At 59.9% G+C, this 22,119-nt stretch carries 16 protein-coding genes and 1 pseudogene; 13 read left to right on the top strand and 4 right to left on the bottom strand.

Translation table 11 applies throughout. From position 1 onward, the window contains the following. Positions 1–105, top strand: a pseudogene (locus BMY73_RS28040) (malate dehydrogenase); the annotation flags it as partial. 363 nt (positions 106–468) lie between these two features. Here the strand turns inward: BMY73_RS28040 and BMY73_RS18315 are convergent. Next, complete coding sequence (locus tag BMY73_RS18315) at positions 469–2,943, bottom strand: penicillin-binding protein 1A (protein WP_371914987.1); 2,475 nt, start codon at positions 2,941–2,943, stop codon at positions 469–471. Between the two features lie 209 nt (positions 2,944–3,152). Here BMY73_RS18315 and BMY73_RS18310 point away from each other — a divergent pair, with 209 nt between their 5' ends. From BMY73_RS18310 to hemE, 11 genes are all read left to right on the top strand, one after another. Further along, positions 3,153–4,217 (top strand): pilus assembly protein PilM, encoded by a 1,065-nt coding sequence (locus tag BMY73_RS18310; protein WP_092408836.1) that lies wholly within the window; start codon positions 3,153–3,155, stop codon positions 4,215–4,217. Further along, positions 4,217–4,783 (top strand): PilN domain-containing protein, encoded by a 567-nt coding sequence (locus tag BMY73_RS18305; protein WP_092408833.1) that lies wholly within the window; start codon positions 4,217–4,219, stop codon positions 4,781–4,783. Before BMY73_RS18310 ends, BMY73_RS18305 begins: the two co-directional genes overlap by 1 nt. Next, entirely contained in the window at positions 4,780–5,427 is a 648-nt protein-coding gene (gene pilO / locus BMY73_RS18300) for a type 4a pilus biogenesis protein PilO (RefSeq protein ID WP_092408831.1), read from the top strand. The genes BMY73_RS18305 and pilO overlap by 4 nt, the downstream gene beginning before the upstream one ends. Next, a complete protein-coding gene (gene pilP / locus BMY73_RS18295) occupies positions 5,424–5,951 on the top strand; it encodes a type 4a pilus biogenesis lipoprotein PilP (RefSeq protein ID WP_092408829.1) in 528 nt (175 codons plus the stop codon). The genes pilO and pilP overlap by 4 nt, the downstream gene beginning before the upstream one ends. A gap of 53 nt (positions 5,952–6,004) precedes the next feature. Continuing rightward, the gene (gene pilQ, locus BMY73_RS18290; RefSeq protein WP_092408827.1) at positions 6,005–8,089 is read left to right on the top strand and encodes a type IV pilus secretin PilQ; all 2,085 of its coding nucleotides are present in this window, start codon (positions 6,005–6,007) and stop codon (positions 8,087–8,089) included. A gap of 4 nt (positions 8,090–8,093) precedes the next feature. Further along, positions 8,094–8,612 (top strand): shikimate kinase AroK, encoded by a 519-nt coding sequence (aroK, locus tag BMY73_RS18285; protein ID WP_062379218.1) that lies wholly within the window; start codon positions 8,094–8,096, stop codon positions 8,610–8,612. A gap of 129 nt (positions 8,613–8,741) precedes the next feature. Continuing rightward, the gene (gene aroB / locus BMY73_RS18280; protein ID WP_092408825.1) at positions 8,742–9,845 is read left to right on the top strand and encodes a 3-dehydroquinate synthase; all 1,104 of its coding nucleotides are present in this window, start codon (positions 8,742–8,744) and stop codon (positions 9,843–9,845) included. Positions 9,846–9,855: 10 nt separating this feature from the next. Then, positions 9,856–11,469 (top strand): AAA family ATPase, encoded by a 1,614-nt coding sequence (locus BMY73_RS18275; protein ID WP_092408823.1) that lies wholly within the window; start codon positions 9,856–9,858, stop codon positions 11,467–11,469. A gap of 359 nt (positions 11,470–11,828) precedes the next feature. Next, positions 11,829–16,274, top strand: coding sequence for a glutamate synthase large subunit (gene gltB / locus BMY73_RS18265; RefSeq protein ID WP_092408821.1), 4,446 nt, complete (start codon positions 11,829–11,831; stop codon positions 16,272–16,274). Between the two features lie 122 nt (positions 16,275–16,396). Further along, on the top strand, positions 16,397–17,815 hold the full coding sequence (locus BMY73_RS18260) for an FAD-dependent oxidoreductase (protein ID WP_062379211.1): 1,419 nt from the start codon (positions 16,397–16,399) through the stop codon (positions 17,813–17,815). Between the two features lie 214 nt (positions 17,816–18,029). Further along, entirely contained in the window at positions 18,030–19,094 is a 1,065-nt protein-coding gene (hemE, locus tag BMY73_RS18255; protein ID WP_074751575.1) for a uroporphyrinogen decarboxylase, read from the top strand. 57 nt (positions 19,095–19,151) lie between these two features. Here the strand turns inward: hemE and BMY73_RS18250 are convergent, their stop codons facing one another. The 3 genes from BMY73_RS18250 to BMY73_RS18240 all read right to left on the bottom strand — a co-directional run bounded on the left by BMY73_RS18250 (position 19,152) and on the right by BMY73_RS18240 (position 21,075). After that, a complete protein-coding gene (locus BMY73_RS18250) occupies positions 19,152–19,451 on the bottom strand; it encodes a HigA family addiction module antitoxin (RefSeq protein WP_062379207.1) in 300 nt (99 codons plus the stop codon). 14 nt (positions 19,452–19,465) lie between these two features. Beyond that, positions 19,466–19,744, bottom strand: a complete 279-nt coding sequence (locus tag BMY73_RS18245) for a type II toxin-antitoxin system RelE/ParE family toxin (protein WP_092408819.1) — start codon at positions 19,742–19,744, stop codon at positions 19,466–19,468. Positions 19,745–19,845: 101 nt separating this feature from the next. Beyond that, positions 19,846–21,075: an MFS transporter gene (locus BMY73_RS18240; protein WP_092408817.1), complete on the bottom strand. Its 1,230-nt coding sequence runs from the start codon at positions 21,073–21,075 to the stop codon at positions 19,846–19,848. 153 nt (positions 21,076–21,228) lie between these two features. On the opposite strand from BMY73_RS18240, the gene BMY73_RS18235 reads away from it, so the two are divergent. Next, positions 21,229–22,119: a LysR family transcriptional regulator gene (locus tag BMY73_RS18235; RefSeq protein WP_092408815.1), complete on the top strand. Its 891-nt coding sequence runs from the start codon at positions 21,229–21,231 to the stop codon at positions 22,117–22,119.

Raw genomic sequence — 22,119 nt, 5'->3', positions numbered from 1 at the left:
ATCTCCGACGCGGTGGCCAAGGCGGCCATCGAGAGCGGCGTAGCCACCCTGCCGTACCCGAAACATTACCCGCTGAACAGCGTGGATGAAGTGTTTAACGGCTGATAGCTGAGCGACAAACAAAAAGCCCTGCACAGATGCAGGGCTTTTTTGTGGGTCTTGAGTTTGGCTTCGACTGTAGGAGCGTGGCTTGTCCCGCGATCTGCCGGGAACCGGCAGCAAAACCGGTGCATGCGGAGTGTCAGGCATAACCGGGTCGCCTGACTTTGCTGCCGCTTCGCGCCAGATCGCGGGACAAGCCACGCTCCTACGCCTTGCGGACAGAAGCCTCCGAGTAGGTTGCACATGTGATGTGAGGAAGACAGTTGCTACGGCCTGCGGCCAGAATCAAAAGCCGCGGGCCGTCTTGAATATCGATACCGTCCGAAGCAGAGATAGTGTTAGGGCGCGGCCTGGCTCCTGTACGGATCAGAACAAATCGATCGGCGCTGACTCGTCGGCGGGCAACGGGCTGCCCGGTGCGGGGCTGCCGTTGAGTTCGTTGACGCTTGGCGGAGTGTCTTCGCTCTTGAACAGCTCGAAGAATGCGCCTGCCGTGCTTGGCGTGGCCGAGCGGCCGCTGACCGGATCGATGCGCAGACTGAGGATGCCGTCAGGTTCTGCTTGCACGTGCGGTGGCTTGTCCTTGAGCGCGGCGCTCATGTAGCTCATCCAGATAGGCAGCGCGACCGTGCCGCCGAACTCATGGCGACCGAGGCTTTCCGGCTGATCGAAGCCCGTCCAGACGGTGGTCACGTAGTCGCCGTTGTAGCCCGAGAACCACGCATCCTTCGAGTCGTTGGTCGTACCGGTCTTGCCCGCGATGTCCGGACGGTTCATCGCCAGCGCACGTCTGCCTGTGCCGCGCTTGATGACATCCTGCAGCATGCTGTTGAGGATGTAGGTTGTGCGACCGTCGACGATACGTGGCGCCACGGCCGGCGCCGGTGGTGCGCCGCTGGTGTCCAGCGCATTCGGGGCCGTATTGGCAGTCAGGGCGGGTGTTTCCGGGGCGGCGAAGGTCGAGGCGTCGCTGATCGCCGCTTCGCTCACCGCTTTCGGGTTTGGATCGTTGGCCGGAACGGTTGGCGGATTGGCGACGAACAGCGTCTTGCCTTCACGGTCCTCGATCTTGTCGATCAGGTACGGGGTGACCTTGTAACCGCCATTGGCGAAGGTGCTCCAGCCGCTGACGATTTCCATCGGTGTCAGCGTCGCGGTGCCCAGTGCCAGCGAAAGGTTAGGCGGCAGGTCGGCCTTGTTGAAGCCGAAACGGGTGATGTAGTTGATCGCGGTGTTGACGCCCAGGCTCTGTAGCAGTCGGATCGACACCAGGTTGCGTGACTTGTACAAGGCCTCACGCAGACGGATCGGACCGAGGAAGGTGCCGGTGTCGTTCTTGGGGCGCCAGACCTTGTCGATGGCTTCGTCAACGAACACGATCGGGGCGTCGTTCACCAGGCTTGCGGCGGTGTAACCATTGTCCAGCGCCGCCGAGTAGAGGAACGGCTTGAAGCTTGAGCCCGGCTGACGCTTGGCCTGCATGGCGCGGTTGTAATTGCTCTGCTCAAAGGAGAAACCACCGACCAGGGCGCGGATCGCGCCGTTCTGCGGATCCAGTGACACCAGTGCGCTCTGGGCGAGTGGAATCTGGCTGAACTTGAGCGAGTTGTCGGGCTGGCGCTGGACGCGGACCAGATCGCCGACGTGGGCGACGTCCGATGGCTGCTTCGGATTGGGGCCGACGCTGTTGGTATTCAGGAATGCCTTCGCCCACTTCATGCTGTCCCAGGCAACGGTTTCTTCCTTCTCGCCATTGCGCGTCAGCACGTGAATACCGGTTTTGTCGACCTGCGTGACGATGGCTGGCTCAAGACCGCTGATCGGACGCTGCTTGGTCAGTTCTTGCGTCCAGCCATCCCGGGTCAGTCCCGGGAATCGGCTTTCAGGGCCGCGGTAGCCGTGGCGCTGGTCATATTCGATCAAGCCATCCTGCACCGCCTTGTTGGCGTCCTCCTGAAGATTGCTCGGCACGGTGGTGGTGACGCGGAAACCTTCTGTGTAGGCTTCGCTGCCGTAACGGCCAACCATTTCGGCGCGGGCCATTTCGGCGATCCACGGCGCATTCACTTCAGGGCTCTGAACGTGGTAGCTGGCATTGATCGGCTCGGCCAGTGCTGTCTGATAGGTGTTCTGGTCGATCTTGCCTAGCTTGAACATGCGGCCCAGAATCCAGTCGCGGCGCTCTTTGGCGCGCACCGGGTTGGCCAGTGGGTTGAATCGTGACGGTGCCTTGGGCAGACCGGCGATCATCGCCATCTGCGCCACGCTCAGGTCGCGGATGGATTTACCGTAATAAACCTGTGCTGCGGCCTCGATACCATAGGCCCTGTTGCCCAGGTAGATCTTGTTGACGTAGAGCTCGAGAATTTCGTCCTTCGTAAGTTGGCGCTCGATTTGCAAGGCCAGGAGAATCTCGGTGGTTTTACGTGAGAAGCTGCGCTCGCTGGTCAGGAAGTAGTTCTTGGCGACCTGCATCGTAATGGTCGAGCCGCCGGATTGAATATGACCGCTCTTGACCAGTTGAGTGGCGGCACGCATCAGGCTGCCGGGGTCGACGCCATAGTGGTTGGCGAAGTTATCGTCTTCGGCGGACAGCAGCGCATTGATGAAATTGGGTGGAATATCGGCGAAACGGATTGGCGAACGGCGCATTTCACCGAACTCCGCAATCAGCTTGCCATCGCTGCTGAACACCCGCAGCGGGATTTGCAGCTGAATATTGCGCAGCGCGTCGACCGAAGGCAGGTTCGGCGACAGGTAAAGGAAGGCGCCGCTCAGACCGAGCAGCAGCCCGCAGACGATAGCGACAAAGGACCACCAGAAAAACTTCAGCAGGCGTATCAAGGCTTTTGGATTTCCAGAAAAAAGAATGAGTTAAGCGCAGGCATTTACAAATGAACACGCCTTGAAGCTTTGGTACACGAAAAAAACGCTGGGCATTATAAGCATTTTTCGTCGTCGAGCGTTATTTGCGCTACTGTCAAGGCTGCCGACAGTAGCGTTGGACAAAAAATTATCCGTAAGTGACGGAAACGCATAGGGAATCGGTTGTGTTCGAACTCTTCAGTAAGAAGGCCAATACCCTTCTAGGGATCGATATTAGCTCCACCTCGGTAAAACTCCTTGAACTGAGCCGCTCCGGTACCCGCTACAAGGTTGAGTCTTACGCGGTAGAACCGCTCCCCGCGAACGCGGTGGTAGAGAAGAACATTGCCGAGCTCGAAGGCGTCGGCAATGCGTTGACGCGTGTGCTGGTCAAAGCCAAGAGCAACGTCAAAATCGCGGCGGTTGCTGTCGCGGGTTCGGCCGTCATTACCAAGACCATCGAGATGGACGCCGGCCTCTCTGACGATGAGATGGAAAACCAGCTCAAGATCGAGGCCGACCAGTACATTCCCTATCCGCTTGAAGAAGTCGCCATCGACTTCGAGGTGCAGGGCTACTCCGCTCGCAACCCCGAGCGGGTAGAGGTCCTTCTGGCGGCCTGCCGCAAGGAAAACGTCGAAGTGCGCGAAGCTGCCTTGGCGCTGGCCGGCCTGACCGCGCGCGTGGTCGACGTCGAAGCCTACGCGCTGGAACGCTCCTTTGGTCTGCTCTCGGCCCAGCTTGGGCGGGACCACGATCAATTGACGGTGGCCGTCATCGACATCGGCGCTACCATGACCACCCTCAGCGTGCTGCACAACGGCCGCATCATCTATACCCGCGAGCAATTGTTTGGCGGACGTCAGTTGACCGAGGAAATTCAGCGTCGCTATGGCTTGTCGGTGGGCGAAGCAGGGCTTGCCAAGAAGCAGGGCGGGTTGCCGGATGACTACATGCGCGAGGTTCTGCAACCTTTCAAGGATGCGGTGGTTCAGCAAGTCTCCCGGTCGCTGCAGTTCTTCTTCGCGGCTGGCCAGTACAACCGCGTCGACTACATCATGCTGGCGGGCGGGACGGCTTCCATTGCCGGTCTTGATCGCTTGATCCAGGAGCGCCTGGGCACGCCGACCATGGTGGCCAACCCGTTTGCCGAAATGGCGTTGAGCGCCAAGGTCAACGCCGGTGCGCTGGCCAGTGATGCTCCGGCACTGATGATCGCGTGCGGTCTGGCTTTGAGGAGCTTCGACTGATGGCACGGATCAACTTACTCCCCTGGCGCGAGCAACTGCGCGAAGAGCGCAAAAAACGCTTTCTGATAGCGCTCGTCGGCGTCTTGGTGGCCGGTGTAGGGGCTATTTTGCTGGCTGATCAATATTTGAGCAGTGCAATCAGCCATCAGAACGCTCGCAACCAGTTCATCAAGACCGAAATCGTTCAGCTCGATGCGCGCATCAAAGAGATTGGTGAGCTGAAGGCACGGCGCAAGCAACTGCTTGAGCGGATGAAGATCATTCAAGACCTGCAGGGCAATCGGCCGATCATTGGCCGCATCTTCGATCAACTGGCTCGCACACTCCCGGACGGCGTGTATTTCACCGAAGTGAAGATGACCGACAAGCTGATCAGCATCGCCGGCGCGGCCGAGTCGAACAATCGTGTGTCGGACCTGCTGCGTAATCTGGACGCGTCCGATTGGCTGGAAGCCCCCAGTCTGACCGAGGTGAAAGCCAATACCGCGGGGACGGTCGATCAGTCCAACACCTTCCAGTTGACCGTGCGTCAGACCCAGCCTGCTGTCGATGGAGGCAAGCCATGAATATGAATGAATGGCTGGACAGCCTGCGCAAGATCGACATCAACGACCTGGACTTCAATAACGTCGGTTCCTGGCCGGCGGCGGTCAAGACCATTGCTGGCGCGTTGCTCTTGGTGTTGGTGCTGGCCGGTGGTTACTTTTTCTACATCCAGGACATGCAGGCGCAACTGGATCAGGCACGTACCGATGAGGCCACGTTGAAGGAGCAGTTCTCCAACAAGGCCTTTCAAGCCGCGAACCTGACCGCCTACAAAACCCAGATGGTAGAGATGGAAAACACCTTCGGCGCCTTGTTGCGGCAGTTGCCCAGCGACACCGAAGTGCCGGGATTGCTGGAAGACATCACGCGTACAGGGCTTGGGAGTGGCCTGGAGTTCGAGGAGATCAAGCTGCTGCCTGAGGCTGCTCAGCAGTTTTACATCGAGTTGCCGATCCAGATCACCGTCACGGGCAATTACCACGACCTGGCGACCTTCGTCAGCGGCGTGGCGAGTCTGCCACGCATCGTTACCCTGCACGATTTCGAGATCAAACCGGTGGACCCCAAGTCCCCCGGCAAACTGCGCATGAGCATTCTCGCCAAAACCTATCGCTACAACGACAAGGGACTCCAGAGCGCTGACAACAAGGGGCCCGCGAAATGAGGACCGTGCATTGGGTGTGCATCGGCGTCACGTTGATGGCGTTGGCCGGGTGTGACGGTTCGGGTGATTTCGATGACTTGAAGCAGTTCATGGCCGAGGTGCGGGCCCGTCCGGTCGGCACCATCGAGCCTATGCCCAAGTTCCGTCCCTACGAAGCCTTCACGTATGCAGCGGCGAGTCTGCGCAGTCCGTTCCAGCCGCCGATAAAAGTCGATCTGGTCAACCGGCAGAAAGGTTCCCGACTGGTTCAGCCGGACCCGACGCGGGTCAAGCAGTTCCTGGAAGGCTTCAACATCGATGGTTTCGAAATGGTCGGCACTTTGAGCAATGAAACCGGTATGTTCGCCTTGCTGCGTGGTGCCGGTGGCGTTCACCGGGTCAAGGTGGGTGACTATCTGGGTCGCAATGACGGCCGGATCGTCGGCATCACCGAGTCGGCGGTGCAGGTGATAGAAATCGTGCCTGACGGAGAAGGGGCGTGGCTGGAGCGGCCGCGCAGTATTTCCCTTAAAGAACGCTCATGAAGACGACAAGCAAGCGAAACACCTTCGGGTCTGCACAGTGGTGGAATGTAAACATGACTAGGATTCTTTCAATGATCGGCGTGTCGCTATGGATGGCGATGCTTTCACCGATTCTCCAGGCGGCCAACCTCAAGACGCTGGACGTTGCTGCATTGCCGGGGGATCGGGTCGAGTTGAAACTGTCCTTCGACGGTCCGGTGGCCGCACCGCGCGGTTACACCACTGAGCAACCGGCGAGGATCGCGCTGGACTTGCCCGGTGTGACCAGTCAGTTGGCAATCAAGAGCCGCGACCTAGGCTCGGGCAACGCGCACAGTGTCGTGGTGGTCGAGGCCAAGGATCGCACGCGCGTGATCATCAACCTCACCACCCTCGCGCCTTACAGTTCGCGGGTCGACGGTAACAACCTGTTCGTGGTGGTGGGACAGGGCGCCGCTGCGGCACAAGGTTCTCAACCCAGCACTGCACAGGGGGCTGCGCGGGTAAGTGTTCCTCCTGCTGCGGCAGCGCAAGCCCGGCCGGCTCCTCGCTCGTACGCACCCGGTCCGAGGTCCGTCAAAAACGTCGATTTTCAGCGCGGCGAACTGGGTGAGGGTAACGTCGTCATCGAACTGAGCGATCCGGGCATTGCCCCGGACATTCAGGAGCAGGGCGGCAAGATCCGTGTCGATTTCGCCAAGACCCAACTGCCTGAACCCCTGCGTGTACGCCTTGATGTGAAGGATTTCGCCACCCCGGTTCAGTTCGTCAACGCCAGTGTCACAGGCGACAAGGCGAGTATTTCCATCGAGCCTTCCGGCGCGTTCGACTATTCGGCGTACCAGACCGACAACAAGCTGACCATCAGCGTACGTCCGCTGACCAACGAGGATGTGCAGCGTCGTAACGCCGAAAAGCTGGTGTACACCGGTGAGAAGCTGTCCCTCAACTTCCAGGACATCGACGTTCGCTCCGTGTTGCAGCTGATCGCCGACTTCACCAACCTCAATCTGGTCGCCAGCGACACTGTTCAGGGCGGCATCACGTTGCGCCTGCAGAACGTGCCGTGGGATCAGGCGCTGGATCTGGTGCTCAAGACCAAAGGTTTGGACAAGCGCAAGGTCGGTAATGTGCTGCTGGTGGCTCCGGCGGATGAAATTGCCGCGCGTGAGCGCCAGGAACTGGAATCGCTGAAGCAGATTTCTGAATTGGCGCCGCTTCGTCGTGAGCTGCTACAGGTGAACTACGCCAAGGCCGCTGACATCGCCAAGCTGTTCCAGTCCGTGACCAGCGGCGACTCCAAGACCGACGAACGGGGTTCGATCACGGTCGATGAGCGCACGAACAACATCATTGCCTATCAGACCCAGGATCGTCTGGACGAGCTGCGTCGTATCGTTTCCCAACTGGATATTCCCGTGCGTCAGGTGATGATCGAAGCGCGCATCGTCGAAGCCAACGTCGATTACGACAAGGCATTGGGTGTGCGTTGGGGTGGTTCGAGTAGCCGTGGCAACTTCACCACCGGTGGCAGTGGCACGGTGACAGGCGCTGGTAACACCAACGGGCCTTACGTTGACCTGGGGGTGGCCGACCCGACATCGTCCATTGGCCTGGGCTTTCTGACCAACAATACGATTCTGGATCTTGAGTTGTCGGCCATGGAAAAAACCGGCAACGGTGAAGTGGTGTCGCAACCCAAGGTCGTGACCTCGGACAAGGAAACCGCGAAGATCCTGAAAGGTACGGAAGTGCCGTATCAGGAAGCCAGTTCCAGCGGCGCGACCTCGGTGTCGTTCAAGGAAGCCTCGCTGTCGCTGGAGGTGACGCCGCAAATCACGCCGGACAACCGCATCATCATGGAGGTGAAAGTCACCAAGGATGAGCCTGACTACGTCAATACCGTGCTCGGGGTGCCGCCGATCAAGAAAAACGAAGTCAACGCCAAGGTTCTGGTGGCGGATGGCGAAACGATCGTCATTGGTGGCGTGTTCTCGAATACGCAGAGTAAAGTCGTCGACAAGGTGCCATTTTTGGGCGATGTGCCGTATGTTGGCCGCCTTTTCCGGCGGGATGTGGTCTCGGAGAAAAAATCCGAGCTGTTGGTGTTCCTCACTCCGCGTATCATGAACAACCAGGCGATTGCTGTGAGTCGTTGATTCTGTGCGAAATTTAATACTTGTGGGACCGATGGGGGCTGGCAAGAGCACCATCGGTCGTCTGCTGGCCAAAGAGCTTCGACTGCCGTTCAAGGATTCCGACAAGGAAATCGAACTGCGAACGGGCGCCAATATCCCGTGGATCTTCGATAAGGAAGGGGAAGCGGGCTTTCGTGATCGCGAACAAGCCATGATTGCCGAGCTGTGCGCCCTTGATGGCGTGGTGCTGGCGACCGGTGGTGGCGCCGTCATGCGTGAAGAAAACCGGCGTGCCCTGCATGCTGGCGGGCGGGTGGTGTACCTGCACGCCTCGGTGGAACAGCAGGTGGGACGGACTTCACGTGATCGCAACCGGCCTCTGCTGCGAACTGCAGACCCCGCGCGGGTACTGCGTGAATTGCTGGCCATTCGCGATCCGCTATACCGGGAAATCGCCGATGTCATCATCGAAACCGATGAGCGGCCACCGCGTATGGTCGTTCTTGACATCCTTGCGCTGTTGGCCGAGCTTCCTCCCCGTTAAAGCGCAGGCAGAAATGCGCTATCCTCGGCGACCATAAAAAGCGGGGCCGCCAAATGGTCTTGCGCCGTGGTCCGTATCGACGCCTGAACGTCGAACAGGCATCCAATTGTCAGAACAGTGTGGGGACACATGCAGACACTCAAGGTCGAGCTCGGCGAGCGCAGCTACCCGATTCATATTGGCGAAGGCTTGTTGGATCGGCCCGAACTGCTCAAGCCCTACATTGCCGGCAAACAGGTGGCGATCGTTTCCAACGCCACCGTTGCGCCGTTGTACATGGAGCGCCTGACTCAAGCGCTTGCCGGTTACACCGTTCTGCCGATCGTTCTTCCGGACGGCGAAGCCTTCAAGAACTGGGAAACGCTGCAACTGATCTTCGACGCCCTGCTGACTGCGCGCCACGACCGTCGCACGACCGTGATTGCGCTGGGTGGCGGTGTGATCGGTGACATGGCGGGTTTTGCCGCCGCCTGTTATCAGCGTGGAGTGGACTTCATTCAGATTCCGACCACGTTGCTTTCTCAGGTCGATTCTTCGGTGGGCGGCAAGACCGGGATCAACCATCCGCTGGGCAAAAACATGGTGGGTGCGTTCTATCAGCCAAACGCCGTCCTCATCGACACGGCATCGCTGAACAGCCTGCCTGAACGCGAGCTGTCGGCCGGGCTTGCCGAGGTCATCAAATACGGTCTGATCTGTGACGAGCCGTTCCTGACGTGGCTCGAAGAGAATGTGGACAAGCTGCGCAGCCTTGATCAGGTTGCCCTGACAACCGCCATCGAGCGTTCCTGCGCGGCCAAGGCTGCGGTCGTGGGCGCGGACGAGCGCGAGTCGGGCGTGCGCGCCACCCTGAACCTGGGGCATACGTTCGGTCATGCCATCGAAACCCACATGGGGTACGGGGTCTGGTTGCATGGCGAAGCCGTCGCTGCGGGTACGGTGATGGCGCTGGAGATGTCGGCACGGCTGGGCTGGATCAGCGAGCAGGAGCGAGACCGAGGTATCCGTCTCTTCCTGCGCGCCGGCTTGCCGGTGGTCCCGCCCAAAGACATGACGCCTGAGCATTTCCTTGAGCACATGGCGGTAGACAAGAAGGTGATCGATGGTCGTCTTCGCCTGGTCCTGCTGCGCCGGATGGGCGAAGCGGTGGTGACTGACGAATATCCAAAAGAAGTACTACAGGCCACACTGGTTGCGGATTACCGCGCCTTGGTGGATCAGCTTAGAGGTTAATGAGAACTCCATGACTAGTTTGCACGCCGATGAGGCCTTCCTCGGTCATTACCAATTGAGTCATGACCCCTTTGCCACGCGGGTCCCCGGCTTCAAGTTTTTCCCTGCCCAGCGCAAACCGGTGCTGGGACAGTTGCACCATCTCGCCCGCTACAGCCAGTTGCTGTTGCTGGTCACGGGGCCTCACGGCAGTGGCAAGACCTTGCTGCGGCAGGCGCTGGTCGCGAGCACCAACAAGCAGTCTGTGCAGAGCGTGGTGGTGTCCGCCCGTGGTGCCGGTGACGCTTCGGGCGTGCTGCGCCAGGTGGCTCAGGCGCTGAGTGTGGCCCAGCCCGAAATGAAACCCATCCTGTCGCAGGTCGTGCAGTTGGGCCTGACCGGGCAGGAAGTCTATATCCTCGTGGACGATGCCGAACAACTGGGCGAATCCGCACTCGAAGCGTTGTTGGGATTGGCGGCGGGCACCCCGGAAGGGCGTCCGCACGTCTTCCTGTTCGGCGAGGCATCGATCATCGATCGTCTGGATCAGTTGTGCGCCGAGAGCGGCACTGAAGAAGAGCGCTTCCACGTTATCGAGCTTGCACCGTATACCGAAGAAGAAACCCGTGAGTATCTGGCACAGCGCCTGGAAGGTGCTGGCCAAGGCATCGAACTGTTCAGTGCCGAGCAGATTACCGATATTCACGAGCAATCCAATGGATGGCCGGGCGCGATCAACCAGGTTGCGCGCGATTCGATGATCGAAGCCATGATCGCCAGCCGCTCTGCGGTCAAGCGTCCAAGTATGGGGTTCAAAATGCCTAAGAAACACGTGTTGGCTTTGGGTGGGGTTGTGGTTGCAGCCGTTCTGGCCGCCTGGTTGATCCCGGGCCGTAACAACGCGCCAGCGACAGCACCCGCCAATTCCCAGGCACAACTGCCGCTGGGCCAGGGTCAAGCGCCTGCGCAGCAATCGAACAATGGGGGGCCGGCCATCGAGTTCGCTGGCAACTCACAGCCAATGCCGCTACCGCTGGTCGGGAATTCTCAGCCCGTCATGCGCGGTCCGCTGGCCGAAGCAGCGGGTTCGGGCGAAGGCGATGGCGAGGACGGTGGCCCAGCCGCCAATCAGCCATTACAGCCGCCGACCGTCACGACCACCGCGCCGCCGGCTGGCGCTGCAGCGGGCCCTGCACCTTCGATGGCGCAAACCCCGGTGCCGACGCCGCGTCCTGCGCCCGCCGCCAAACCTGCTCCTGCACCGGCACCTGCCGCGAAGCCGGCACCGGCGCCTGCTCAAGTCGCTACCGCCAAGCCAGCGCCTGCCGCCAAACCGGCTGCTGCTCCAGCTTCGTCCGGCGGATCCTGGTATGCCGGTCAGGCGCCGACACACTACGTGGTGCAGATCCTGGGTACCAGCTCCGAGGCCACCGCTCAGAACTACGTGAAAGAGCAAGGGGCCGAGTACCGTTATTTCAAGAAAACCCTGCAGGGCAAGCCGCTGTATGTCGTGACTTACGGCAGTTTTGCAGACCGCAATGCGGCACTTGCCGCCATCAAAGTCTTGCCAGCGAAGGTTCAGGCTGGTAAACCTTGGCCCCGTACGGTCGGCAGTATCCAACAGGAACTTGCCGCCGCTCGCTGATGACGCAGCGGCCTTATCCAGGTCGCTCGGTTAGCTCCCCCGAACTTCCCGCATGAGCGTGCTGCCAAGGAGCAGCGCGCCTTGTGGTGTCTGCGTCTCAGACACGCATTGAAATTCGGGTGCTGTTTGGTCAGACTCTCAATAAAGCTCTGGCTAGCACGAGAATCGCTTTAAAACCTTTCATAAATGCGACATAAGTTTGCGACGTTTCGTCGCCAAATTTGTGAGGTTTTGTGTCGGTGTGTACAATGACCTCCCTTTTGCTCCCGCAAAGCTGGCGTACGTTCAGCGTGGACGGTAAATGGTTGAATTGAAAAGAAATTTGTCTCGTTGAGAGGCAGCCTGGTGAGAATGTGTCTATGAAAGCAGGTCTGTACCATCCAGAAGAATTCAAGGATAACTGTGGTTTCGGCCTGATCGCCCATATGCAAGGCGAGCCCAGTCATCACCTGTTGCAGACGGCTATCGAAGCCCTGACCTGCATGACCCACCGTGGTGGGATCAACGCCGACGGCAAGACCGGTGACGGTTGCGGGCTGTTGATTCAAAAACCCGACATGTTCCTGCGCGCCGTGGCCAAAGAGCATTTCAGCGTCGAACTGCCGCGCCAGTACTGTGTGGGCATGGTCTTCCTCAACCAGGACGATGCCAAGGCGAAAGCCGCTCGCGAGAACATGAACCGCGAAATCCTGGCCGAGGGCCTGACCCTGATCGGCTGGCGCGAAGTGCCGATCGACACCAGCGTACTGGGCCGTCTGGCGCTGGAGCGTCTACCGAAGATTGAGCAGGTGTTCATCGGTGGCGAAGGCCTGAGCGATCAGGAATTCGCGATCAAACTGTTCTGCGCCCGTCGCCGTTCATCGGTGGCCAACGCTGCCGACACCGACCACTACATCTGCAGCTTTTCGCACAAGACCATCATCTATAAAGGCCTGATGATGCCGCGTGACCTCACGGCATTCTATCCAGACCTTAACGACGAGCGTCTGCAAACCGCGATCTGCGTGTTCCACCAGCGCTTCTCGACCAACACCCTGCCAAAATGGCCGCTGGCTCAGCCTTTCCGCTTCCTCGCGCACAACGGCGAGATCAACACCATCACCGGTAACCGCAACTGGGCGCAGGCTCGTCGCACCAAGTTCACCAATGAACTGATGGACCTCGACGAGCTGGGCCCGCTGGTCAACCGTGTGGGTTCCGACTCCTCGAGCATGGACAACATGCTGGAGCTGATGGTAACAGGCGGTATCGACCTGTTCCGCGGCGTGCGCATGCTCGTGCCGCCTGCATGGCAGAACGTTGAAACCATGGACCCGGATCTGCGGGCTTTCTATGAGTTCAACTCCATGCACATGGAACCGTGGGACGGTCCGGCCGGTATCGTAATGACCGAAGGTCGTCATGCCGTCTGCCTGCTCGACCGTAACGGTCTGCGTCCGGCGCGCTGGGTCACCACCAAGAATGGCTATATCACCCTGGCTTCGGAAATCGGCGTGTGGAACTACACCCCGGACGACGTCATTGCCAAGGGCCGCGTCGGACCGGGTCAGATCTTCGCCGTGGACACCGAAACCGGCCAGATCCTCGACACCGATGCCATCGACAGCCGTCTGAAGTCGCGCCACCCCTACAAGCAGTGGCTGCGCAAGAATGCGCTGCGCATCCAGGCCACTCTGGAAGATCACGATCACGGTTCGGCGTTCTACAACCCGGATCAGCTCAAGCAGTACATGAAGATGTTCCAGGTCACGTTCGAAGAACGCGATCAGGTGCTGCGTCCGCTGGGCGAACAAGGTCAGGAAGCGGTCGGGTCCATGGGCGACGATACGCCGATGGCCGTGCTGTCGCGCCGTGTACGCACGCCCTATGACTATTTCCGTCAGCAGTTCGCGCAGGTCACCAACCCACCGATCGACCCGCTGCGTGAAGCCATCGTCATGTCGCTGGAAGTCTGCCTCGGTGCCGAGCGCAACATTTTCCAGGAGTCGCCGGAACATGCCTCGCGCGTGATTCTGAGCTCTCCGGTCATTTCGCCGGCCAAATGGCGCTCGCTGATGAACCTGGACCGTCCAGGTTTTGACCGCGCGATCATTGACCTGAACTACGATGAGAGCATCGGTCTGGAAGCGGCCGTGCGCAACGTGGCCGATCAGGCCGAAGAGGCTGTGCGTTCCGGTCGCACCCAGATCGTGCTGAGTGACCGCCACATTGCGCCAGGCAAACTGCCGATCCACGCATCGCTGGCCACCGGCGCGGTTCACCACCGCCTGACCGAAAAAGGCCTGCGTTGCGACAGCAACATTCTCGTCGAAACCGCGACGGCGCGTGACCCGCACCACTTCGCGGTACTGATCGGCTTCGGTGCGTCCGCGGTGTATCCGTTCCTGGCCTATGAAGTGCTGGGCGACCTGATCCGCACTGGCGAAGTCCTGGGCGATCTGTACGAAGTCTTCAAGAACTACCGCAAAGGCATCACCAAAGGCCTGCTCAAGATCCTGTCGAAGATGGGCATCTCGACCATCGCGTCGTATCGCGGTGCGCAGTTGTTCGAAGCCATCGGTCTGTCCGAAGAAGTCTGCGACCTCAGCTTCCGTGGCGTGCCGAGCCGCATCAAAGGCGCGCGTTTCGTCGACATCGAAGACGAACAGAAGGCGCTGGCCGGTGAAGCCTGGAGCCCGCGCAAGCCGATCCAGCAAGGCGGCCTGCTGAAGTTCGTCTACGGTGGCGAATACCACGCCTACAACCCTGATGTGGTCGCGACGTTGCAAGCCGCCGTGCAGCAGGGCGACTACAGCAAATTCAAGGAATACACCGCGCTGGTGGACAATCGTCCGGTGTCGATGATTCGTGACCTGTTCAAGGTCAAGGAGCTCGATACGCCGCTGTCGATCGACGACATCGAGCCGCTGGAAGCGATCCTCAAGCGTTTCGACTCGGCGGGTATCTCGCTGGGTGCGCTGTCGCCTGAAGCTCACGAAGCGCTGGCCGAAGCGATGAACCGCCTGGGCGCGCGCTCCAACTCCGGTGAAGGCGGTGAAGATCCGGCGCGCTACGGCACCATCCGCAGCTCCAAGATCAAGCAGATCGCGACCGGCCGTTTTGGCGTGACGCCTGAGTACCTGGTCAATGCCGACGTGCTGCAGATCAAGGTCGCTCAAGGCGCCAAGCCGGGCGAGGGCGGTCAACTGCCGGGTGGCAAGGTCAACGGCCTGATCGCCAAGCTGCGTTATGCAGTGCCGGGCGTGACCCTGATTTCGCCTCCGCCGCACCACGACATCTATTCGATCGAAGATTTGTCGCAGCTGATTTTTGACCTCAAGCAGGTCAACCCGTCGGCGCTGGTTTCGGTCAAGCTGGTGGCAGAAGCGGGTGTGGGCACCATCGCTGCCGGTGTGGCCAAGGCCTACGCCGACCTGATCACCATCTCCGGCTACGACGGCGGCACGGGTGCATCGCCGCTGTCGTCGATCAAATACGCGGGTGCTCCGTGGGAAATCGGTCTGGCCGAAACCCACCAGACCCTGCGCGGCAACGACCTGCGCGGCAAGGTTCGGGTACAGACCGACGGTGGTCTGAAAACCGGCCTGGACGTCATCAAGGCAGCCATCCTCGGCGCTGAAAGCTTCGGCTTCGGTACAGCGCCAATGATCGCGCTGGGCTGCAAATACCTGCGTATCTGCCACCTGAACAACTGCGCGACCGGCGTTGCGACTCAGAACGAGAAGCTGCGCAAGGATCACTACATCGGCACCGTCGACATGGTGATCAACTTCTTCACCTACGTGGCTGAAGAAACCCGCGAGTGGCTGGCCAGGCTGGGCGTGCGCTCGCTGGAAGAACTGATCGGCCGTACCGACCTGCTGGACATCCTGCCGGGCGAAACCGCCAAGCAGCAGCACCTTGACCTGACGCCACTGTTGGGCAGCGATCACATTCCTGCCGACAAGCCTCAGTTCAGCCTGGTCGACCGCAACCCGCCGTTCGACAAGGGCCTGCTGGCCGAGCAGATGGTCGAAATGGCCAAGTCGGCCATCGAGTCCAAGTCCGGCGGCGAATACGCACTGGATATCTGCAACTGCGACCGCTCCATCGGTGCGCGGATTTCCGGCGAGATCGCCAAGCTGCATGGCAACCAGGGCATGAAAGACGCCCCGGTGACCTTCCGCTTCAAAGGCACTGCCGGCCAGAGCTTCGGTGTGTGGAACGCCGGTGGTCTGAACATGTACCTGGAAGGCGATGCCAACGACTACGTCGGTAAAGGCATGACCGCCGGCAAGCTGGTGATCGTGCCGCCGAAAGGCAGCCCGTTCAAAACCCAGGACAGCGCCATCATCGGCAACACCTGTCTGTACGGTGCCACGGGCGGCAAGCTTTTTGCTGCCGGAACCGCAGGCGAGCGTTTCGCGGTGCGTAACTCTGGCGCTCATACCGTGGTGGAAGGCACTGGCGATCACTGCTGCGAATACATGACGGGTGGTTTCGTCTGCGTTCTGGGCAAGACGGGTTACAACTTCGGTTCGGGCATGACCGGTGGATTCGCCTACGTGCTGGATCTGGACAACACCTTCGTTGACCGGGTTAACCATGAACTGGTTGAAATCCAGCGCATCAGCGGCGAAGCGATGGAAGCCTATCGCAGCCATCTGGAGCGTGTACTGGCCGAGTACGTGGCGGAAACCGACAGCGAGTGGGGCCGTAATCTCTGGGAAAACCTGGATGACTACCTGCGTCGTTTCTGGCTGGTGAAGCCTAAGGCTGCAAACCTGAAATCCTTGTTGTCCAGCACCCGCGCAAATCCGCAATAAGGGCAGCTGTCAGCGGCAAGCTTCAAGCCGCAAGCTAACGGCAGCGCGCGAGTGCCTGCGAACATGATTTTCTTGCAGCTTCAAGCATGGCGCTTGAGGCTGCAGTCAGGAGTTTTAACAACATGGCTGAACGTCTGAGTAACGACTTCCAGTTCATCGATGTCGGGCGCAAAGATCCGAAGAAGAAACTGTTGCGTCAACGCAAGAAAGAGTTCGTGGAGATCTACGAACCCTTCAAACCCCAGCAATCGGCCGATCAGGCTCATCGCTGCCTGGGTTGCGGTAACCCGTACTGCGAATGGAAGTGCCCGGTGCACAACTTCATTCCCAACTGGCTCAAGCTGGTGTCCGAGGGCAACATCCTCGCGGCGGCCGAGCTGTCGCACCAGACCAACACCCTGCCGGAAGTCTGCGGCCGTGTGTGCCCGCAGGACCGTCTGTGCGAAGGTGCGTGCACCCTAAACGACGGCTTCGGCGCTGTAACCATCGGTTCGGTAGAGAAGTACATCACCGATACGGCGTTCGCCATGGGCTGGCGTCCGGACATGTCCCGCGTCGTGCCAACCGGCAAGCGTGTCGCCATCATTGGTGCCGGTCCTGCGGGTCTGGGCTGTGCCGACGTGCTGGTACGCGGTGGCGTGACCCCGGTCGTCTTCGACAAGAACCCGGAAATCGGCGGCCTGCTGACCTTCGGTATCCCCGAGTTCAAGCTCGAAAAGAGCGTGCTGAGCAATCGCCGCGAAGTCTTCACCGGCATGGGTATCGAGTTCCGTCTCAATACCGAAGTCGGCAAGGACGTATCGGTCGAGCAGTTGCTCGAAGAGTACGATGCCGTGTTCATGGGCATGGGCACGTACACCTACATGAAGGGTGGGTTCCCGGGTGAAGACCTGCCGGGTGTACATGACGCGCTGGATTTCCTGATCGCCAACGTCAACCGCAACCTGGGCTTCGAGAAGTCGCCGGAAGCGTTCGTCGACATGAAAGGCAAGAAAGTCGTCGTGCTGGGTGGCGGTGACACCGCGATGGACTGCAACCGCACGTCGATCCGTCAGGGCGCCAAGTCGGTCACCTGTGCGTATCGTCGCGACGAAGAAAACATGCCGGGTTCGCGCAAGGAAGTGAAAAACGCCAAGGAAGAAGGCGTGAAGTTCCTCTACAACCGCCAGCCGATCGCCATCGTGGGCGAAGACAAGGTGGAAGGCGTCAAGGTCGTTGAAACCCGCCTGGGCGAACCTGATGCTCGTGGTCGTCGCAGCCCTGAGCCGATTCCGGGTTCCGAAGAGATCATCCCGGCCGACGCCGTGGTCATCGCGTTCGGCTTCCGCCCAAGCCCGGCACCATGGTTCGAGCAGTTCAGCATCGACACCGACAGCCAGGGCCGTGTGGTTGCGCCGGAACAAGGCAAGTTCAAGCACCAGACCAGCAACCCGAAGATCTTCGCCGGCGGCGACATGGTTCGTGGTTCAGACCTGGTGGTGACTGCGATCTTCGAAGGGCGCAATGCGGCTGAAGGGATTCTGGATTACCTGGGCGTGTAAACACGCCAATTTGTAGGAGCGCGCTTGCCCGCGAACGCGTTGGTTCAGTCGCCCATTGAGTGTCTGAACGTATGCAATCGCGGGCAAGCGCGCTCCTAAAGGTTGCATCGCTCTCATGCGACAAATCACCCCCATAGACAAAAGGCGCGGTACTTACCGTGCCTTTTGCGTTGGTGTCTGAGAAAATGCCCGCACTTTTTTTGCGGATGCCGCCATGACTGCCCTGAAGAACGACCGTTTCCTTCGCGCCCTCCTCAAGCAACCCGTTGACGTCACGCCGGTCTGGATGATGCGCCAGGCGGGTCGCTACCTGCCGGAATACCGCGCCAGCCGCGCCAAGGCCGGCGACTTCATGAGCCTGTGCATGAACCCTGCGTTCGCGTGTGAAGTCACGTTGCAGCCGCTGGAGCGCTATCCGCTGGATGCCGCGATCCTGTTCTCCGACATCCTCACCGTGCCGGACGCCATGGGCCTCGGTCTGTATTTCGAAACCGGTGAAGGACCGCGCTTCAAGAAAACCGTCAGCACCCTGGCCGACATCGAAGCACTGCCGATCCCCGATGCCCAGAAGGACCTGGGTTACGTGATGGACGCCGTCAGCACCATTCGTCGCGAACTGAACGGACGTGTACCGCTGATCGGCTTCTCCGGCAGCCCGTGGACCCTGGCGACGTACATGGTCGAAGGCGGCTCGTCCAAGGACTTCCGCAAATCCAAGGCGATGCTCTACGACAATCCGCAAGCCATGCACCTGCTGCTGGACAAGCTGGCGCAGTCCGTCACTGCTTACCTTAACGGTCAGATCCTGGCGGGCGCGCAAGCCGTCCAGATCTTCGACAGCTGGGGTGGCAGCCTGTCGGCAGCGGCCTATCAGGAATTCTCGCTGGCCTACATGCGCAAGATCGTCAGCGGCCTGATTCGCGAACACGACGGCCGTAAAGTGCCGGTCATCCTGTTTACCAAAGGCGGCGGCCTGTGGCTGGAAAGCATCGCCGACGCCGGTGCCGACGCGCTAGGCCTGGACTGGACCTGCGACATCGGCGAAGCCCGCCGTCGTGTCGGTAGCAAAGTGGCGCTGCAGGGCAATATGGACCCGACCGTCCTTTACGCCAACCCGCAGGCCATCCGCCAGGAGGTTTCGAACATCCTCGCCAGCTACGGCAGCGGCACCGGCCACGTCTTCAACCTTGGTCATGGCATCACGCCGGAAGTCGACCCGGCGAACGCGGGAGCCTTCATCGAAGCGGTGCATGAGATGTCGGCGAAGTACCACCAGTAAGCGCTGAACGTCAGACACAGAAACGCCCGGATTTACCGGGCGTTTTTGTATGGGGTGTCAAACTGCGGTGAATGTGGGGCGGGTATACATTGGAGTGATGGATGGATGCTCACGGTGTTCTGCCTGCCATAGGTCATGGCTCATCTGCGCGGCCAGCCAAAAGCGTGCAGTACTCAACCCTGCTCGCTCCAGTCGGACCGCAAGGTCCGGACTTATGGGGGCGCGGCAGTTGATGACCCGAGACAACATTTCGCGGGAGAAATGAAGCCGACGTGCCATCTCGGTGATCTTGATGTTCAACTCCGGCAGCATTTCCTGGATCATTTCACCGGGGTGTGGAGGGTTATGCATTCTCATGCAAAGGACTCCTGTCAGTGGTAATCGAGATAGTCGACCAGCTCGATATCATTCTCGATAAATCTAAAAATAATTCGCCAGTTCCCGCTGACCCAGACTGACCAGTACTGATCCAGATCACCTTTCAGCGGGTGCAGCCTCAGACCTGCCAAACTCAATTCATCAGGGCACATGGCGATATCCAGAGCCAACAAGATGGATCGAAGGCGCTTTGCATGATCTGCGCGAATCCCTTTGGTGGTTCCCGTATGGAAAAAAGCCCTAAGGCCCTTGTGTTGGAATGTTCTGATCATAGCAGCAAAGCGTGGATTAGTTGTTCACGCTTTGCTGTCGGGCGATGTAGATATGAACGATGTGAAACGAAGCAACGTTTTGTACGAAAACGCCCCCACCATTAAACCTGCACATTCACCGCCAAGGGCGGCACGCGTGCCAGTTTCAGTGCTGCACCCAGGGCCACCAGCAGCAGGATGCCGATGAACACGCCGATGCCGTTCCAGCCGGCGTAATGCCAGAACACACCGCCGCCGGTTCCCGCGACGCTTGAGCCAACGTAGTAACTGAACAGGTACAGCGAGGACGCCTGGCCCTTGGCCTTGATGGCGCGGCGGCCGATCCAGCTGCTGGCGACCGAGTGAGCGCCGAAGAAGCCGAAGGTGAACATCAGTACACCGATGATCACGATGGACAGCGGGGTGAACAGGGTCAGTACCAGACCCGCGAGCATCAAACCGATGACAGCCCACAGCACATTGCGGCGACCCAGTTTGTCGGCCAGCGCGCCGATTTTGGCCGAGCTGTAGATACCCGACAGGTACACCACCGAAAACAGCCCCACCACCGCCTGGCTGAGGTTGTAGGGCTCGGCCAGCAGACGATAGCCGATGTAGTTGAACAGGGTGACGAAGGACCCCATCAGCAGGAACCCTTCGAGAAACAGCCACGGCAGGCCTGCGTCGCGAAACTGCAGGACGAACCCGTCCAGCAGGTTACGGGCGTTCAGTGGATTGGGACGGAAGTTGCGCGAGGGCGGGAGAAACTTCCAGAACAGGCCGGCAGCGCCGAGGGCGATCATGCCCATGATCAACAGCGAGGTGTGCCAACTGACGAAATCGCTCAGCACCCCTGTGACCACCCGCCCGCTCATGCCGCCAATGGCGTTGCCGCCGATGTACAAGCCCATGGCCAGGCCGATGTGCTGTGGATGAATCTCTTCGCTCAGGTAGGTCATGCCCACCGCTGCCAGCCCGCTCAACGAAAGCCCGACCAGCGCACGAGTCACCAACACGCCTTCCCACGTCGGCATCAGGGCACTTGCGAGGGTAAAAAAGGCGGCTGAGAACAGCGCGAAGACCATCACCGGTTTACGGCCCAGACGGTCAGAAATCGGCCCCGTGATCAACAGGCCGATGGCGAGCATGGCGGTGGACACCGACAGAATCAGGCTGCTCTGTGCCGCGTTAATCGAAAACTCCCGGGACAGCACCGGCATCATGGGTTGCACACAATAGAGCAGGGCAAACGTGGCGAAGCCGCCCGAGAACAGGGCGAGGACAGTGCGAATGAAAGCAGGGGTGTCTTTTTCGATGTAGGTATCGCCCAGCGGGATAGCGGCTTCGATCATTTCAGACGCGGACGCGGCGGGGGATGCAGCAGTATTCACGGTGGACCTCAGGGGGAGCGGGGCGGCAATGGGAAAAGAATATAGCTGGCTAACGATCCTTTCCAATATATTGTTCGACCCGTTTGATAGGTTTTACGACCTAATAGGATCGCCATGGAATTACGTCATCTGCGTTACTTCATCGCCGTTGCCGAAGAGCTGCATTTTGGACGCGCCGCCGAAGTGCTGGGCATCTCGCAACCACCGCTGAGCCAGCAGATCCAGGCGCTGGAGCAAGAGCTGGGCGCGCGCCTGTTCGAGCGAACCAACCGACGAGTGGAACTGAGCGAGGCGGGCAGACTGTTCCTCGACGAAGCGCGCCTGGTACTGGCACAGGTCGAAAAAGCTTCCGACGTGGCTCGACGTGCGCAATTGGGTGAGTTAGGCGAGTTGAAGATCGGCTTCACCGCATCTGCTCCGTTCACCTCCAGCATCCCTCAGGCGATCTTTGCTTTTCGGCAATGGTACCCTGCAGTCCATTTGGCTTTGCAGGAAATGAGCAGCAAAGAGGTTGCAGAACGGCTTGAGGACGAGTCGATGCAGGTCGGCATCATGCGACCCTTGCCGTTACCGGACTCGTTGGTGGCGGTGGAACTGTTGCGCGAGCCGCTGGTGGCTGTTTTCCGTTCTGATCACCCTCTGGCAGGCGGCAGCGAAAAAGGCATGTACCTCAAGGAACTGGCGACGGAGCCTTTCGTGTTCTTCCCCCGGAGCTACGGCAGCGGATTATATGCGCAGCTCCTGAGCCTGGCCCGGGAGGCGGGATTCAGCCCGATGTTCACTCAGGAAGCGGGCGAGGCGATGACCATTATTGGCCTGGTGGCAGCAGGTTTGGGCGTGACCGTGCTGCCCGCGTCGTATCAACGCATGCGAATTGACGGCGTGGTGTATCGAACGTTGCTTGACCCGGAAGCGACTTCGGCGGTGTGGCTGGTGCAGCGCAAGGACCAGAAATCGCCGATGGCGAAGGCGTTTGTCGAGTTGGTGACGCGCAAGACCGGGTGA

The sequence above is a fragment of the Pseudomonas sp. NFACC02 genome (assembly GCF_900110765.1).
Lineage (GTDB): Bacteria > Pseudomonadota > Gammaproteobacteria > Pseudomonadales > Pseudomonadaceae > Aquipseudomonas.
This window is presented reverse-complemented; position numbering and strand designations above follow the sequence as displayed.